The organism is Streptomyces sp. CA-135486 (assembly GCF_050936555.1).
Lineage (GTDB): Bacteria > Actinomycetota > Actinomycetes > Streptomycetales > Streptomycetaceae > Streptomyces.
In genome coordinates this window covers 675,500-690,717 of sequence record NZ_JBNJMM010000002.1, presented here as the reverse complement: position 1 = coordinate 690,717, position 15,218 = coordinate 675,500, and the positions used below count along the sequence as shown (strand labels likewise).

The 15,218-nt window shown below is 69.0% G+C and carries 13 protein-coding genes and 1 pseudogene; 8 read left to right on the top strand and 6 right to left on the bottom strand.

Annotated elements, in window-relative coordinates:
- Window positions 1–117: 117 nt before the first annotated feature.
- Window positions 118–501: pseudogene (locus ACQEVG_RS22355) on the top strand (pentapeptide repeat-containing protein); the annotation flags it as partial.
- A gap of 21 nt (window positions 502–522) precedes the next feature.
- On the opposite strand, the gene ACQEVG_RS22350 reads toward ACQEVG_RS22355, so the two are convergent.
- The 4 genes from ACQEVG_RS22350 to ACQEVG_RS22335 all read right to left on the bottom strand — a co-directional run bounded on the left by ACQEVG_RS22350 (window position 523) and on the right by ACQEVG_RS22335 (window position 4,620).
- Entirely contained in the window at window positions 523–654 is a 132-nt protein-coding gene (locus ACQEVG_RS22350) for a hypothetical protein (protein ID WP_432993201.1), read from the bottom strand.
- A gap of 115 nt (window positions 655–769) precedes the next feature.
- The gene (locus ACQEVG_RS22345) at window positions 770–2,080 is read right to left on the bottom strand and encodes a cation:proton antiporter (RefSeq protein WP_432986711.1); all 1,311 of its coding nucleotides are present in this window, start codon (window positions 2,078–2,080) and stop codon (window positions 770–772) included.
- 279 nt (window positions 2,081–2,359) lie between these two features.
- The gene (locus tag ACQEVG_RS22340; RefSeq protein WP_432986709.1) at window positions 2,360–3,139 is read right to left on the bottom strand and encodes an RtcB family protein; all 780 of its coding nucleotides are present in this window, start codon (window positions 3,137–3,139) and stop codon (window positions 2,360–2,362) included.
- 239 nt (window positions 3,140–3,378) lie between these two features.
- Window positions 3,379–4,620, bottom strand: coding sequence for a choice-of-anchor Q domain-containing protein (locus ACQEVG_RS22335; RefSeq protein WP_432986707.1), 1,242 nt, complete (start codon window positions 4,618–4,620; stop codon window positions 3,379–3,381).
- An 84-nt stretch (window positions 4,621–4,704) separates the two neighbouring features.
- Between ACQEVG_RS22335 and ACQEVG_RS22330 the strand changes: the two genes are divergently transcribed.
- Entirely contained in the window at window positions 4,705–5,385 is a 681-nt protein-coding gene (locus ACQEVG_RS22330) for a TetR/AcrR family transcriptional regulator (RefSeq protein ID WP_432986705.1), read from the top strand.
- 623 nt (window positions 5,386–6,008) lie between these two features.
- On the opposite strand, the gene ACQEVG_RS22325 is transcribed toward ACQEVG_RS22330, so the two are convergent.
- Entirely contained in the window at window positions 6,009–7,085 is a 1,077-nt protein-coding gene (locus tag ACQEVG_RS22325; RefSeq protein ID WP_432986703.1) for an alkene reductase, read from the bottom strand.
- A gap of 118 nt (window positions 7,086–7,203) precedes the next feature.
- On the opposite strand from ACQEVG_RS22325, the gene ACQEVG_RS22320 reads away from it, so the two are divergent.
- The 3 genes from ACQEVG_RS22320 (at window position 7,204) to ACQEVG_RS22310 (ending at window position 10,461) form a co-directional block, all read left to right on the top strand.
- Window positions 7,204–7,581, top strand: a complete 378-nt coding sequence (locus tag ACQEVG_RS22320) for a MerR family transcriptional regulator (RefSeq protein WP_432986701.1) — start codon at window positions 7,204–7,206, stop codon at window positions 7,579–7,581.
- Between the two features lie 250 nt (window positions 7,582–7,831).
- Window positions 7,832–8,602 (top strand): SDR family oxidoreductase, encoded by a 771-nt coding sequence (locus ACQEVG_RS22315; RefSeq protein WP_432986699.1) that lies wholly within the window; start codon window positions 7,832–7,834, stop codon window positions 8,600–8,602.
- 62 nt (window positions 8,603–8,664) lie between these two features.
- On the top strand, window positions 8,665–10,461 hold the full coding sequence (locus ACQEVG_RS22310) for an acyl-CoA dehydrogenase (RefSeq protein WP_432986697.1): 1,797 nt from the start codon (window positions 8,665–8,667) through the stop codon (window positions 10,459–10,461).
- Between the two features lie 126 nt (window positions 10,462–10,587).
- Here ACQEVG_RS22310 and ACQEVG_RS22305 read toward each other — a convergent pair whose 3' ends face one another.
- The gene (locus ACQEVG_RS22305; protein WP_432986695.1) at window positions 10,588–11,781 is read right to left on the bottom strand and encodes an RtcB family protein; all 1,194 of its coding nucleotides are present in this window, start codon (window positions 11,779–11,781) and stop codon (window positions 10,588–10,590) included.
- 174 nt (window positions 11,782–11,955) lie between these two features.
- Between ACQEVG_RS22305 and ACQEVG_RS22300 the strand changes: the two genes are divergently transcribed.
- The 3 genes from ACQEVG_RS22300 (at window position 11,956) to ACQEVG_RS22290 (ending at window position 15,135) form a co-directional block, all read left to right on the top strand.
- The gene (locus ACQEVG_RS22300; RefSeq protein ID WP_432986693.1) at window positions 11,956–12,795 is read left to right on the top strand and encodes a DUF3558 domain-containing protein; all 840 of its coding nucleotides are present in this window, start codon (window positions 11,956–11,958) and stop codon (window positions 12,793–12,795) included.
- A gap of 131 nt (window positions 12,796–12,926) precedes the next feature.
- Window positions 12,927–13,649, top strand: a complete 723-nt coding sequence (locus ACQEVG_RS22295; protein WP_432986691.1) for a DUF3558 family protein — start codon at window positions 12,927–12,929, stop codon at window positions 13,647–13,649.
- A gap of 184 nt (window positions 13,650–13,833) precedes the next feature.
- Window positions 13,834–15,135, top strand: coding sequence for a DUF2637 domain-containing protein (locus ACQEVG_RS22290; RefSeq protein ID WP_432986689.1), 1,302 nt, complete (start codon window positions 13,834–13,836; stop codon window positions 15,133–15,135).
- Window positions 15,136–15,218 lie beyond the last annotated feature (83 nt).

The following is a 15,218-nucleotide window of genomic DNA, read 5'->3' as shown; positions in this document are numbered from 1 at the left end:
TTGGCCGGAGACGGGTGAGGGAACTGATCCGGGGGCGCCGTAGAGACGCGACAGACGTAACCCTTTCCTCGGCATCGTCGGCGCACCTGCGCTCAGAACATCGGGAAATCCATACGGATGGCGGCCCCCATTAGGCCCCTCGGGGCAACAACCGCCGACCCGCCCGGGCGCGCGGCCCGGACCCACCGAATCATCTCGGTGAGGGCCTGCCTCGATCAGAGGAACTGCTGGTCGCTGATGGGCCGTATGAGGTCGTATGGCCCGTCGCCCTTCAGGTCACCGGTGGGCCGCACGCCCACTGGACCGCAAATGACAAGGCCCGCGGAAAGGGCGCGTCTGGCCCGCGCCCGGCTGGAGAAGGCCGTCCTGAACCAGGCTCGCCTGGAAGGTGCCTGGCTGCCTGAAGCCCGGCTCGAAGGAGCGTGGTTGAAGGAAACCTGTTTGCAAGGCAGCGTCCTCAAGAGGGCGCGACTGGTAAACGCGCACCTTGAAGGGGCCCGCTTCGACGAGGCAAGAGGCCGATCACGGTGGCAGCGTCCCGCTGGTGAAGACTGTCAGCTGGGACCCGTCGTTGACGTTGTTGCCCTTGCCCTCGTCGAAGCCGTATCTGTAGACGAAGCCGCTGGTCCCGGCGAGCGGACGGCTGACCTGCATCCGGAAAGCCGAAAAATACTGGGCGGACGGCCAGGTCGGTGATCATCCGGCCTGACGGAGGCCCGCGGCCGCCCGGGTTGACGGTGGCGGCCCGTGCCGGCAGATCCCGCCCGGCTCAGCGCAGGCGTCGCGGGCCGCCGTGCTGTTTCCCGGCGCCTTCCGGCGTGTCCTGGGCTTCGCGCAGGTCGGGGGTGGCGGCTTTCGCGGCGTCGTACCAGTTCCCGTAGCGGTCGGCGAGGTACGGGGCCGACATGCCGTGCAGCAGGATGCTGAGGCCGATGGTGACCGCGACAACCTGGCCCAGCAGTTCGATCCCGGGCACGTGTTCCTCCACCAGGAGGAGTCCGAAGACCACGGAGGCCAGGCCGCGGGGCCCGAACCAGCCGACGTAGGCGACGGTGGGCAGCCGCACGCCGGTGCCGGCCAGCGCGAGGGCCACCGGAAGCATTCTGACCACCGTCAGGCTGAGCACCGCATACGTGATGATCCGCCAGTTCAGGTGCTCCAGCGCCGGGCCGAGCAGGACCGCGCCGAAGACCAGGAAGCTCAGGGTCCCCAGCAGCCCGGCCACGTACCCGGCCAGGTCGGCGGGCCCCTCCTTGGCCGACTCCCCACCCGCCGGCTCACCCTTGCGCAGTGCCACACCGAACGCGAAGCCCCCCATCCAGGTGGCGATGAAGCCGCTTCCGTCCACGGCCGTCGCCACGCTGTACGCGCAGAAGGCCACCGCCAGGACGAGGACCTGCTGCCATTCACCTGTCACCCAGCCCCGGTCCCGCGACAGGGTCAGCAGCCACCCGCCGACCCACCCGAAGGCCAGGCCCACCACGGTGCTCACCACCACTGCCCGCCAGAACACTCCGCCCGCGCCCTCCTCGGAGGCGACCGTGCCGGGGAGCGCGGCGAGGAACATGAGGAAGAACGGAAGCACCAGGCCGTCGTTCAGGCCGCTCTCGACGTTGAGCCCGTGGCGCACGAGGGGCGGGACACGAGGGCTGGAGCAGGCGGTCTTGCCGAGCGCCGCATCGGTGGGGGCAAGGACCGCCCCGAGCAACGCGAACTCCCACAGGGTCAGGCCCGGAATCAAGGACCACCCCAACAGCCACCCCGCTCCGATACTCAACGGCAGTCCGATCGCCAGCAGCCGCAGTGGCAGGAAGCCGCCCGTACGCAGGTCCCGTCGGTGGACCGTCGCCGCGTCGGTGAAGAGCAAGAGGGCCAGGGCGGCCTCGATCAGCGTCAGCACTGGACCTGCGTCGTGGCCCAGGTCGAGGACGTCCAGCCCGATCGGCCCGATGAGCACCCCGAAGCCGGTGAACACCATCGGAGCCGACACGGGCGTCGAGGCCAGGCGCCGCGAGAACAACGCATAGCCGGCGGTAACGGCCGCAACCGCAGCTCCGGTCCAGGCGCTGCCACCACTCATGACGTCCCACTCTTCCTGTCGCAACGCACGAAGCCGTGATCGTGGAACGGGAGAGAACGCGCTGTGCGGACCCGCCTACCTCGCACGTGCTCCTGGACAGGGCATCGGAGCGTCGGGCGGCAGCCCGGGCCGACTGCCGCCGGTCGCGCGGATCAGAGATCAGTGTGGCGCGAGGCCGGATCCCGAGTACGGCACCGACACGCGTGCGCAATCAGATCGGCCGCCACCTCATGCAGCCGCAGACCATTGAGCGCGCATTCGCGGGTACGGCAGACGCTGTCAGCCCTTGACGCAGATGACCTGCTTGAGCTTCGCAACGACCTGCACCAGGTCCCGCTGCTGCTCCATCACCTTTTCGATCGGCTTGTACGCACCCGGGATCTCGTCCACCACACCGGAGTCCTTACGGCACTCCACACCCCGCGTCTGCTCCTCCAGGTCCCGCGTCGAGAAGCGCCTCTTCGCGGCGTTCCGGCTCATCTTCCGGCCGGCGCCGTGCGAGGCGGAGTTGAAGGACGCCTCGTTCCCCAGTCCCTTCACGATGTACGAGCCGGTGCCCATCGAGCCCGGGATGATGCCGAAGTCCCCACTGCCCGCCCGGATCGCTCCCTTGCGGGTCACCAGCAGGTACATGCCTTCGTACCGCTCCTCCGCCACATAGTTGTGGTGACTACAACTGACCGGCTCCATCAGGCGAGTTCGCGGCCGCGTACTCGCCCGCCACGTTGAAGACGCTGCCGCAAGCACCACACTCCGCGCAGCCGAAAGAGGAACGTGATTCCTTCCGCGAGCTTGCTCTGACCATCTCGCACGGCCACGTCGTACATCCGTCTGCCCGCTCCGTGCAACTGGTCCACACCGATAGGCCGCAGCGGCACGCCACGGGAAAGGAATCGCCAGCCGTGACGGGACGCCGGCGTTACGGGTCCAGGAGCGGGGCGGGCGCGGTCCGGCGCGGAGTGGGGACGACGAACGACAGCGAGACCGGTAGCTGCGCTGGTACGTCGCGTCGATGGAGAGCAAGGACAACCGCGAAGTCGCCAAGGACTTCGCAGCCATGGCCAACGGTCGGCGGGAACATCATCACCGGCGTCGCCGTGGACGGGGCCGACCAGCGCCTCGACCGGAGCTGGCGCTCCATCCGCCTCTGCTACAGGCCCATGGCCTGCTAGGCCCTGTCCGGTCGATCATGAGCGGAGCCAGATGACGATGGCCGCGGCGGTGGCGCTCATCAAGCCTCAAGGACTCCACGCGTTCGTGGAGTCCTTGAGGGGTGAGGGGAAGGGGCAGGGCGGGAGTCAGTGCTGGTATTCGAAGGCTCCGATGTCGCACGCCGGGCCTTGAGGCCGCGGGACGCCGCGCTGGTCGGCGGAGGGGCAGTCAAGGGCGGCGTCGAGGGCGGGGCTGCCGGGCAGTAGGGCCACGGTGTCTGTCGGCCCGCCGTTGTCGCCGAGGGGCGCTAGGCGGGGATCACGGTGAGGGAGATCGCCTCCGGCCGTGAGGTTGCAGCTGTTTCCGCTGTCGAGGTTGTTGCCCCGTGATTCGATGGTGGCGAAGGCCTTCTTGCAGTTGCCGACGGCCTGGCCGACGGTGTTCTCGGCGATGATGGTGTTCCGCAGGGCCAGGTGACCCAGCGGCAGGTCGACGATGTCGGGGATTGGCCAGGGCAGGCTGTCCAGGTAGGCGGGGGCGATGTTGATCCCGCCGCCGCCGTCGGTGGCGGTGTTGCCGGTGATTGTGGAGTTGCGGATGTCCACCAGGCCGGTGCCGCGTATGTCGATGCCGCCGCCGTATCCGGACAGGCTGCCCGGCCGGTCCCAGTCGTCGGTCACGCGGTTGTCCGTGATCGTCGAATTGACCACGGTGCCTGTGTCGTCGAACCGGATACCTCCGGCCTCGCCCGCTGTGTTGCGGCTGACGGTGCTGTCGATCAGCGTCAGGTGGGAGTCGGGGATGTTGAAGATGCCGCCTCCGTAGCCGGCGCGGTTCCCCGTTACCGTTACCCGGCGCAGCGTCATGTTCTTGCCGTTGGCGATGCCGCCGCCGCCGGGGTCGGTGATGGGCACCTCCCGCTGCTTGGCGTCTCCTCCGGTGATGGTGAGGTCGGACAGCTGCGTGTCGGCGCCCATGCGGAAGACCCGGTCGATGTGGTCGGCGTCGATGATGGTCTCCCGGGCACCGGCCCCCCGGATGGTGGTCGGCGCGAGGATGTTCAGGTCGCCTTTGGTCGGGTCGGCGGTGCGCCCGTTGAGCTGGTCGGGGTTGGGGGGAATGGTCAGCCGGTAGTGGGCGGCGGGTAGTTCGATGGTGCTGCCGGGCTGGGCGTTTGCGGCCATGACCGCCGCGCGCAGGGTGCAGGCGCCTCGGGCGGTGCGGCAGACGCCGTCGGACGCATCCGCATCCACGGCGTCTTCGGTGGAGTCGACCGTGAAGGTCGCCGACGCGGAGGCTGCTTGCGCAGAGGTCGGCGGGGCGGCCACGATCCCTGCGAGGGCCACCAGTAAGGCGGCCGGCGTCGAAAGGGAAGTTGGTTTTCTCATGAAGGTGCGCTCCTGCTTTCTCGTAAGGTGACGTCGGGTGAGAAACACTTGCGTCTATAACATGTACCAGACTGTTTCTCACTCATGAGAGAGCCAATCCGGCCGCTGCTGCAGCCGAGCCTGACCGACCTTCCCCGCGGGCCGCACGGGCTCGCGCGGGAGCGTGTGACGGGTTCGCAGCGCCAGCGGCTGATCTACGCGATGACGGTCGTGGTGGCCGAGAAGGGCTACATCACCGCGACCGTGGCCGATGTGACGGCTCGGGCGGGCGTGTCCCGCAAGACGTTCTACGAGCTGTTCGCGGACAAGGAGGAGTGCTTCATCGCCGCTGCGGAGACGGGCCGCGAGCTGATGGTCAAGCGGCTTGAGGCGTCGTTTGCCCGCTCGTCGACGAAGTCGCTCTCCCCTGTGGCGACGCTTCGTGCCTCGATCCGTGCCTTTCTCGGGCTGATCGCCGAAGAGCCCGAATTCGCCAAAGCGTTCTTCCTGGAGACAGCGGCGGCCGGCGGCCGGGCGCGGGAGCACCAGGACGCCTGCCGCTCCTGGTTCGCCGAGTCGATGCGCGCCTGGCACAACAGGATTCCCGGTTACCGCCGTGTCCCCCATGAGACCTACATGGCCGCGGCTGATGCCACACACGAAGCCGTCTGCCGCCTCCTGCGCCAGGAGCGCATCGGCGAGGTCCCCGCCCTGGAGGACGCCGTACTGCACATCTGCCTCGCCCTGCTGGGCGTGGCCAATCCGGCAGAGGACGCCGGAGGGTGAGCCGGGAGGCGCGTGAGCGCCGGAGGCCGACCGCCGTGCGGGTCGCCCCAAGATGCCCGCCGCTGTGAAGCGCCACGCGGGGTCGTGCCGGCCCGTCAGTTCTCTGCGACGAGGCCGCCGGCCGCCCACGGCAACAGCTCCTTCGCCAGGACGATGCTGAACGGCCTGAACAACGAGCGGAGTTCCGCGCAGCCCGCGGGCCCCAGGGCCAGATCACGAGCGCACCGCATAGCGCTGCGACCTGCAGACAGCAGACAGCAGACAGCAGACAGCAGACAGCAGATGTGATCCGACGTCGACAAGGCCGCCGACCCTTCCGGCGCGAAGTACTCGACCACACCGGCGTACACACGGTGATCATCCACACGAGCGCGAACGACATCGGCGCCCCTGAGATGGGCGACCCCTGCATGGGATCAGCACACCGCGTGACCGCACGTCAGCTCATCCAGGCCCACCAGAAGCCGATCCGCGTGGCCCGCGCTAACGGGGGTCAAGGCCGTCGGCGATACCATCCTGCCCCTCCGCCGTGGACCTGGATGCCCTCTGAAGCGGTGAAGAGAAGAGGGGTGTTCGCCGGGCTGCCTGATGCGTCACGGGGTCCGGACGCCGCGGGGGCGGTATCAGGCCGTGTACTGGTATGCCGGGTAGGTCAAGTACCCCGCGTCGCCGCCCTGGTAGTACGTGGCCTCGTCGACGGGAGCGAGCGGCACTCCGGTGCGCAGCCGCTCGACCAGGTCGGGGTTGGAGATGAAGGCGCGGCCGAAGCTGATGAGCTCGGCCCCCAGCTCGAGCCAGTGGTCGGCCTCGTCCCGGCCGGTGTGCTTCGGTCCCATCGGGAGCACCGGGTTCATGATCAGGGTGCCCTGCCATGCGCGGCGCAGGCCGGCCAGCACTTCCTCCTCGGCGGTGGCTTCGAGGTGGATGTAGGCCAGTCCGAGGCGGGACAGTTCGGTCAGTAGCGCGGTGTAGAGCTCGGGGACGTCGGTCTCCTCGACTCCCCAGAAGGTTACGCCTGGGGACAGGCGTATTCCGGTCCTGGCCGCGCCGACGGCCTCGGCGGTTGCGGACACCGCCTCGACGGCGAATCGGATCCGGTTGCTCACCGAGCCTCCGTAGCGGTCGGTGCGCAGGTTGGCGTTGGACGAGAGGAACTGCGAGATGAGATAGCCGTTGGCGCCGTGCAGCTCCACGCCGTCGAAGCCGGCGTCGATGGCGCGGCGGGCGGCCTGGGCGTACGACTCGGCGTGCTCGGACACCTCGGCGGTGTCCAGAGCGCGCGGGATCGGCGCCGGCTGGAGCCCGGTCGGGGTGAACACCTTCCACCCCTCGGCCGCGACTGCCGAGGGGCCGGTCGGCTGCATACCGGTGGTGTCGGGGTGCGAAACCCGTCCGCCATGCATGATCTGGGCGAAAATCCGTCCGCCGTTGGCGTGCACCGCATCAGTGACCGGGCGCCACGAGGAGACCTGCTTGTCGGTGTGCAGTCCCGGCGTGCCGGGGTTGGACTGCCCGACCACGTTCGGCTGCACCCCCTCGCTCACGATCAGTCCGGCCGTGGCCCGCTGGGCGTAGTAGGTCGCCATCGACGGCGTCGCCAGACCGCCGGCGGCGGCACGGACCCGTGTCATCGGCGCCATCACCACCCGGTTGGGCAGCGTCAGGTCCCCCAGCCGGTACGAGGTGAACAAGGTCGTCATGTCATGGCTCCTTGGTGATCGGCGCCGCACAACCGGGCGCGGCGGCTACGCTAGAACCTGACACTGACGTCAGGGGCAAGCTTTGTGCCTCAGCTCACACCAAGCAGAGGGAGACGACGTGCGCATCGGGGAGCTGGCATCACGGGCCGGAGTCAGCGTCCGGTCCCTGCGCTACTACGAGGAGCAGGGGCTGCTCACCAGCACCCGCAGTGCCGGCGGGCAGCGGCACTACACGGACCACGAGGTCGAGCGGGTCGCGTTCATCCAGCGGCTGTTCGCCGCAGGACTGTCCAGCCGCACCATCGCCGAACTGCTGCCGTGCGTCGATTCTCCCAACGAGGAGAACTCCGACGCCGCGCTGGAGCGGATGGCGCAGGAGCGCGACCGGCTGTCCGAGCGCATCGCCGACCTCGTACGAACCCGGGACGCCCTCGCCGGGCTGATGACCATGGCGCGGGCACATCGGGAGCGTCAGCGGTCGGCGGTCGCCGACTGATGTCCCCGGCGCGGCAACGAAGTCCTGGGTGTTGAGCATGAGGTGGAGGCCGTTGGGCAGGTCGCCCGCGGCGTGGGTGGGCATGAGTTTCGTTGATTTGAGGGCGAGGCCGAGCCGGCAGTGGAAGGCGCGGGTGAGGCACGGATGGGGTGCCGTGGGCGCAAGGCTTGGCCAGCAGCTAAGCGACTGCTTAGTATCTAGCCTGGGGCGGGAACAGCCTGCCCGTGCCCCTCCCCCTCAGGAGTCCACCGTGATCTCACTGTTCTCCCTCTCCGGCAAAACCGCCCTCGTGACCGGCGGTTCCCGCGGCATCGGCCTGATGATCGCCCGGGGCCTGGTCGAAGCGGGAGCCAAGGTCTACATCAGCTCCCGCAAGGCGGACGCCTGTGACGAGGCCGTGCGCGGGTTGTCCGGTCCCGGCCAGGCGGTCGCGCTGCCCGCCGACCTGTCGCGCGAGGAGGAGTGCCACCGACTCGCCGCAGACATCGGCGAGCGGGAGGAGCGGCTGCACATCCTGGTGAACAACGCCGGCGCCACCTGGGGCGCGCCCCTGGACGAGTTCCCGGTCAGCGGCTGGGACAAGGTGATGGACCTCAACCTGCGCAGCCCCTTCCTGCTCACCCAAGCCCTCCTGCCGAAGCTGCGCGCCGGCGGGTCGACGGAGGACCCTGCGCGGATCATCAACGTCGGATCCATCGACGGCCTGCACGTCAGCCCGGCCTCGGCCTACTCCTACGCGGCCAGCAAGGCGGGCCTGCACCACCTGACCCGCGTCCTGGCCAAGGAGCTCGGGCCCCAGGGAATCACGGTGAACGCCATCGCGCCCGGCCCCTTCGAGTCGAAGATGATGGCCGCGACCCTGGACGCCATGGGCGAGGCGATCGCGGAGGCAGCTCCGCTGCGCCGGATCGGGCGGCCGGACGACATGGCAGGCGTCGCCGTCTATCTGGCCAGCCGTGCGGGCGCCTACGTCACCGGCGCGGTCATCCCCGTCGACGGCGGCCTCGGCACCACGGTCTGACCGACCGACGACAGCTCCACTCCCCCTCGAACGAGCAACCTGAACCCGAGAAGAAGAGGACCATGGCCTCCCTCCTGCTCTCCCGCCGAGACCTCGACTTCCTGCTGCACGAGTGGCTCGACGTTGAATCCCTGACCGCGCGCCCCCGCTTCGCCGACCACTCGCGCGAAACCTTCGACGCGGTACTGGACCTCAGCGAGACGATCGCCGCCCGGCACTTCGCCCCGCACAACAAGAAGAACGACACCCAGGAGCCGCGCTTCGACGGCGAGCGGGTGCACATCATCCCCGAAGTCGAAGAGGCCCTGAAGGTCTTCGCCGACGGCGGGCTGATCGGCGGCGGCATGGATCACGAGGTGGGCGGCATGCAGTTGCCCAGCGTGGTGGCCAACGCCTGCTTCGCCTGGTTCCAGGCAGCCAACGTGGGCACGGCCGCCTACCCCCTCCTCACCATCGGCAACGCAAACCTGCTGCTGGCCCACGGCACCCCCGGGCAGATCGACACCTATGTCCGCCCGATGGTCGAGGGCCGCTTCTCCGGGACCATGTGCCTGTCGGAGCCACAGGCGGGCTCCTCACTGGCTGATGTGCGCACCCGCGCGGAACAGGCCGACGACGGCACCTACCGTCTGTTCGGTAACAAGATGTGGATCTCGGGTGGCGACCACGAACTGACGGAGAACATCGTCCACCTGGTCCTGGCCAGGATCCCCGGCGGCCCGCCCGGGGTAAAGGGACTCTCGCTCTTCATCGTCCCCAAGGTTTTGGTGGGGGCCGACGGGACACTCGGCGAGCGCAACGACGTCGCCCTGGCCGGCCTCAATCACAAGATGGGGTATCGAGGGACGACCAACACGCTGCTGAATTTCGGTGAGGGCGCCTTCCGGCCCGGCGGGGCCCCCGGTGCGGTCGGCTTCCTGGTCGGGGAGCCCCACCGCGGACTGTCCTACATGTTCCACATGATGAACGAGGCCCGCATCGGTGTCGGGCTCGGTGCCACAGCGCTCGGTTACACCGGCTACCTGCACGCCCTGGACTACGCGCGCACCCGGCCCCAGGGGCGCCCGCTCACGGCCAGGGACGCCACCACCCCCCAGATCCCGATCATCGGGCATGCCGATGTCCGGCGCATGCTCCTCGCCCAGAAGTCGTACGTCGAAGGCGCGCTTGCTCTCACCCTGTACTGCGGGCGGCTGCTGGACGACGAGCGCACCGCCCCGACGGCCGACGAGCGGGCCAGGGCCGGGCTTCTGCTGGACATGCTCACCCCGATGGCCAAGAGCTGGCCCTCCCAGTGGTGCCTGGAGGCCAACAACCTTGCCATCCAGGTCCACGGCGGCTACGGCTACACCCGCGAGTACAACGTCGAGCAGTTCTACCGGGACAACCGCCTCAACCCCATCCACGAGGGGACGCACGGTGTCCACGGCCTCGACCTGCTGGGCCGAAAGGTCGTCATGGACGGCGGCGCGGGGCTTCGCCTGCTCATCGAGACCGTCTCCGTGACGACCGCCCGCGCGGCGGCCGCGGAGGACCAGGTCGCCGACTTCGGACGGCAGCTGGACGCCTCCGTCGCCCGCGTCGCCGCCGTGACGCGGCGCCTGTGGGAGGCCGGGGACGCCGAGAGCGCCCTCGCCAACGCCTCGGTCTATCTGGAGGCCGTAGGGCACGTCGTGGTTGCCTGGATGTGGCTGGAGCAGATGCTGGCCGCCGCCGGACGCAGCGGCGCCTTCTACGAGGGCAAGCGCCGGGCGGGTCAGTACTTCTTCCTGTACGAACTGCCCAGGGCGGAGGCGCAGTTCGCGCTGCTGGAAAGCCTCGACCGCACCACCCTGGACATGCCCGCGGACTGCTTCTGAGCTTGCCTGCCTTCCAAGATGCCGCCGGTACACCGGGGCCAGCAGAAGTGCTTACAGACCCCCCAACGAGCAGAAGGCCCCGGACCACTATCAGTCCGGGGCCTCGATCAGGCGGCGTGCTGTTCCTCAGCCCTTGACGCAGATGACCTGCTTGAGCTTCGCAACGACCTGCACCAGGTCCCGCTGCTGCTCCATCACCTTTTCGATCGGCTTGTACGCACCCGGGATCTCGTCCACCACACCGGAGTCCTTGCGGCACTCCACACCCCGCGTCTGCTCCTCCAGGTCCCGCGTCGAGAAGCGCCTCTTCGCGGCGTTCCGGCTCATCTTCCGGCCGGCGCCGTGCGAGGCGGAGTTGAAGGACGCCTCGTTCCCCAGTCCCTTCACGATGTACGAGCCGGTGCCCATCGAGCCCGGGATGATGCCGAAGTCCCCACTGCCCGCCCGGATCGCTCCCTTGCGGGTCACCAGCAGGTCCATGCCTTCGTACCGCTCCTCCGCCACATAGTTGTGGTGGCAGGAGATGACCGGCTCGAAGGTGACCTTCGCCTTCTTGAACTCCTTGCGGACCACGTCCTGGAAGAGCCCCATCATGATCGCGCGGTTGTACTTCGCGTACTCCTGCGCCCAGAACAGATCGTTCCGGTACGCCGCCATCTGCGGGGTGTCCGCGATGAAGACCGCCAGATCCCGGTCGACCAGACCCTGGTTGTGCGGCAGCTTCTGGGCCTCGCCGATGTGGAAGTCCGCGAGCTCCTTGCCGATGTTCCGGGACCCGGAGTGCAGCATCAGCCAGACCGAACCCGACTCGTCGAGACAGAACTCGATGAAGTGATTTCCGGAACCGAGCGTTCCCATCTGCTTCGTCGCCCGCTCCTGACGGAACTTGACCGCATCGGCCACCCCGTCGAACCGGCTCCAGAAGTCGTCCCATCCCGCCGCCGGAAATCCGTGCAGCCGCCCCGGGTCGACCGGATCGTCGTGCATCCCTCGGCCGACCGGGATGGCCTGCTCGATCTTCGAGCGGAGGCGGGACAGGTCGCCCGGCAGGTCGTTCGCCATCAGCGACGTCTTCACCGCCGACATGCCACAGCCGATGTCGACGCCGACCGCCGCCGGGCAGACCGCGCCGTGCATCGCGATCACCGAGCCGACCGTCGCGCCCTTGCCGTAGTGGACGTCCGGCATCACGGCCAGGCCCTTGATCCACGGCAGCGTGGCGACGTTCTGCAGCTGCTGCATCGCACCGCCCTCCACCGTCGAAGGGTCGGTCCACATCCTGATCGGGACCTTGGCGCCCGGTACCTCTACGTACGACATACTTCCTCGATTCCCCCGAAAAACCATCAAAAGCCTCAAAGCGCAAAAGCCGGTGCCAAGGTCGGTAAAAGGCTCAACGGACCGGCATCCACGGCTGCGTGTGCGATAGACATTGTGTCCATCGGCCGCCATCGGGCGGCAACCGTTTTTCGCTCGCGAAGGGAGCCTGGGACCGTGCAGCGAAGGGCGCGAAAGGCGTATGCACCCGGCCTGGCGGCGCTCCTCGTCGCACTCGTCGCCGGCTGCACCGCTGACAGCGGCACCAACGGCTCCGCCATCGACTCCAAGGCCGGCGCCACCAAGAGCCCCGTCGCGGCGCCGGGGAAGTACCGCACACTGCGCGAGCCCTGCGGCTCCATAGGGCGCTCCACCCTCAAGGATCTGCTGCCAGGCACAGCCGAGCTGCCCGACGACCAGCAGCAGAAGATCTTCCGTGGGACCGCCGACGTCACCTACGACACCGACCGCCGCGTCGGCTGCAGCTGGAACGCCGACTCCCCGGACGCCTCCCATCACCTCACCCTCGACTTCGAGCGTGTCGTCTCGTACGACACGGCGGTCAGCGACGACGACCGCGCGCAGGAGGTCTTCGCCACCAAGCAGACCGCGGCCTCGCTGCCGGCCCCCGCCGACACCGGCGACGAGAAGGGCCAGGGCGTCTCGCCCTCCGCCAACCCCTCGCAGTCGAAGCCACCGACAGGATCGGCGCCCCCCACGGGCACTCCTTCCGACTCCGGTACCCCGTCCGGCTCCGGCGCCCTCGACGGGCTCGAACCCCGCGTCCTCGACGGCCTCGGCGACGCCGCCTTCCTCAATGACGTTCTCGACGGCGCCGGGGCCGGATCCACCGCCCAGCGCCGCACCGTCAGCGTGGTCTTCCGCACATCCAACGTGATCGTGACCATCGTGTACGTCGAGCAGCCCGCCCGTACGACGGAGGTCCCGGACAGCAAGGAACTGCAGGAAAAGGCCCAGAGTCTGGCCGGCCGGCTCGCCGAGGAGTTCAGCGACTGAGGGGTCCGGCGGACGGGCCGCGCAATTGCGTACGTATCCGGAGACACACCCGCGGACGTGCCGAGTCCGCGTACCGTGGCCTGGCCGACCGGAGAGACCGTACGACAATCGACTGATCGACTGAAGGAACCATGCACCGTTCAGCCCCGCGACTCACTCGCCTCCTCGCCTGCGCAGCCGTCCCGGTGATGCTCGTCGTCGCCGGCTGCTCGTCCGACTCCGACAGCGCCAAGAACGCGAGCACGGACTCGTCCTCCTCCGCCTCCTCCCAGGGCGGCAAGAAGCCGGCGAACGTCGAGCCCGCGAAGTACGCCAAGCTGCCGGACCCCTGCAAGGCGATCGCCACGAAGACGATCACGCAGCTGGTGCCGGAGACGAAGTCCAAGGCGGGCACGGCCGGCCGGTCCTCCGACACCACCAGCCGCGGCAGCTGCTCCTGGAACGGCCTGGACGACAACGGCGTCAAGGGCTCGCAGTACCGCTGGCTCGACGTCTCCTTCCTCCGGTACGAGTCCGACGCCTCCCTCGGCGTCAGCGGCAAGAAGCGCGCCGAGGACAACTACGCCAAGGAGATCGCCAAGACGCAGGCCGCCGAGGGCGCGAAGAAGGTGCGCATGTCGCCCGCGGGCGGCGTCGGCGACGCGGCTACAGCGATCGGCTACGAGCTGAAGAAGACGGGCGAGGACTTCACCTACGCCACGATCGTGACGCGTACGGACAACATCGTGATCACCCTCACCTACAACGGCACGGGGTACGCGGGCGCCGACGCGCCGGCCTCCGCCGACCTGATGAAGGGCGCCGTGGCGGCGGCGAAGGAGGCCGTGGCCTCGGTCGCAGTCGCCAACAAGTAGGCGGCGGCGACCCGGCACGCAGGCGCCCACAGCCGGCACCTTGGCCGCGATCAGGTCACAGGACGGCCGCAAGTAGGTTCCGTTCACAGCCTGTTGACGGAGCCCGTCGCTCCCGGAGCGACGGGCTCCGCAAGCATGTGCCAGGCTGTGCCCCGCTGGATTCAATAACGGGAGGGGATCGCGGGTGGCCGCGATGCAGCTTTCACGCACGCACCGAATACTCATCGGGCTCGTCGTCACGGGCGCGGTGATCATCGCCGCGATCGGCTTCGCAGGGTCGTACGCCGCCGTACGCGAGCTCGCCGTGCGGAAGGGCTTCGGCGACTTCTCCCTGGTCTTCCCCATCGGCATCGACGCGGGCATCTGTGTGCTGCTCGCCCTCGATCTGCTGCTGACCTGGCTGCGCATCCCCTTCCCGCTGCTGCGCCAGACGGCCTGGCTGCTCACGGTCGCCACGATCGCCTTCAACGGCGCGGCGTCCTGGCCCGACCCGCTCGGCGTCGGCATGCACGCGGTCATTCCGGTGCTGTTCGTCGTCTCGGTCGAGGCGGCGCGGCACGCGGTGGGCCGGATCGCGGACATCACGGCCGACAAGCACATGGAGGGCGTACGCCTCACCCGCTGGCTGCTGTCCCCCATACCCACCTTCAAGCTGTGGCGCCGGATGAAGCTGTGGGAACTGCGCAGCTACGAGCAGGTCATCAAGCTCGAACAGGACAGGCTGATCTACCAGGCGCGCCTCCAGGCCCGCTTCGGGCGGTCGTGGCGGCGCAAGGCCCCGGTGGAGTCGCTGATGCCGCTGCGGCTCGCGAAGTACGGCGTACCGCTCGCGGAGACGGCACCGGCGGGGCTGGCCGCGGCGGGCGTCGAGCCGATGCTGCTGCCCCCGGCACCGCAGCAGCAACAGCAACAGCCCGAGCTGCCCCGGGGGCAGGAGTGGCCCGCGGAGACGTACGAGCAGTACGCGGAGCAGCCCGTGCCGCAGCCCCGTCCCGCCCAGAACGGGGTCGCGGATGGGATCGCGGACGAGGTCGCAAACGGCGTCACCAACCACGAGAGCCCGTGGTTCGCCGCGCCGCAGGTGCCGCAGGAGGCGTATCAGGAGGCGTACGAGAGCGCCTTCAACCCGACGTACGTGGAGGGCCTGGAGCCCACCCCGGTACGCGTACCCGCGGGCCCCGGCCGTACCCGCCCCCTCGGCGGCATGGTTCCCGGCCCGCGCGTCGAGACCCCGCAGCCCGAGCCGGTGGATGTCCCCGGCTCGCCCGGCCCGGCGGAGGACGAGCAGTTCGCCGAGCTGGCGTACCCGGTCTTCCGGACGTATGTGGAGCAGCACGGGGACTTTCCCAGCGCCGACCAGCTCGACATACATCTGAACGACGGGCATGGGGTTCAGCACCCTCGCAGCTCGGCGCTGTTGCGGCGGCTGATCCCGGCGTTCAAGAACCGCTACCAGGCGGATCTTGAGGCGGAACACATCGCGTAGCCGGGGCCGCGCGTCCGCCTGCGGCGATCCCGTAACTGGGGGCAAGCCCCCAGACCCCGTCTTTCGGGGGCTCCGCCCCCGTA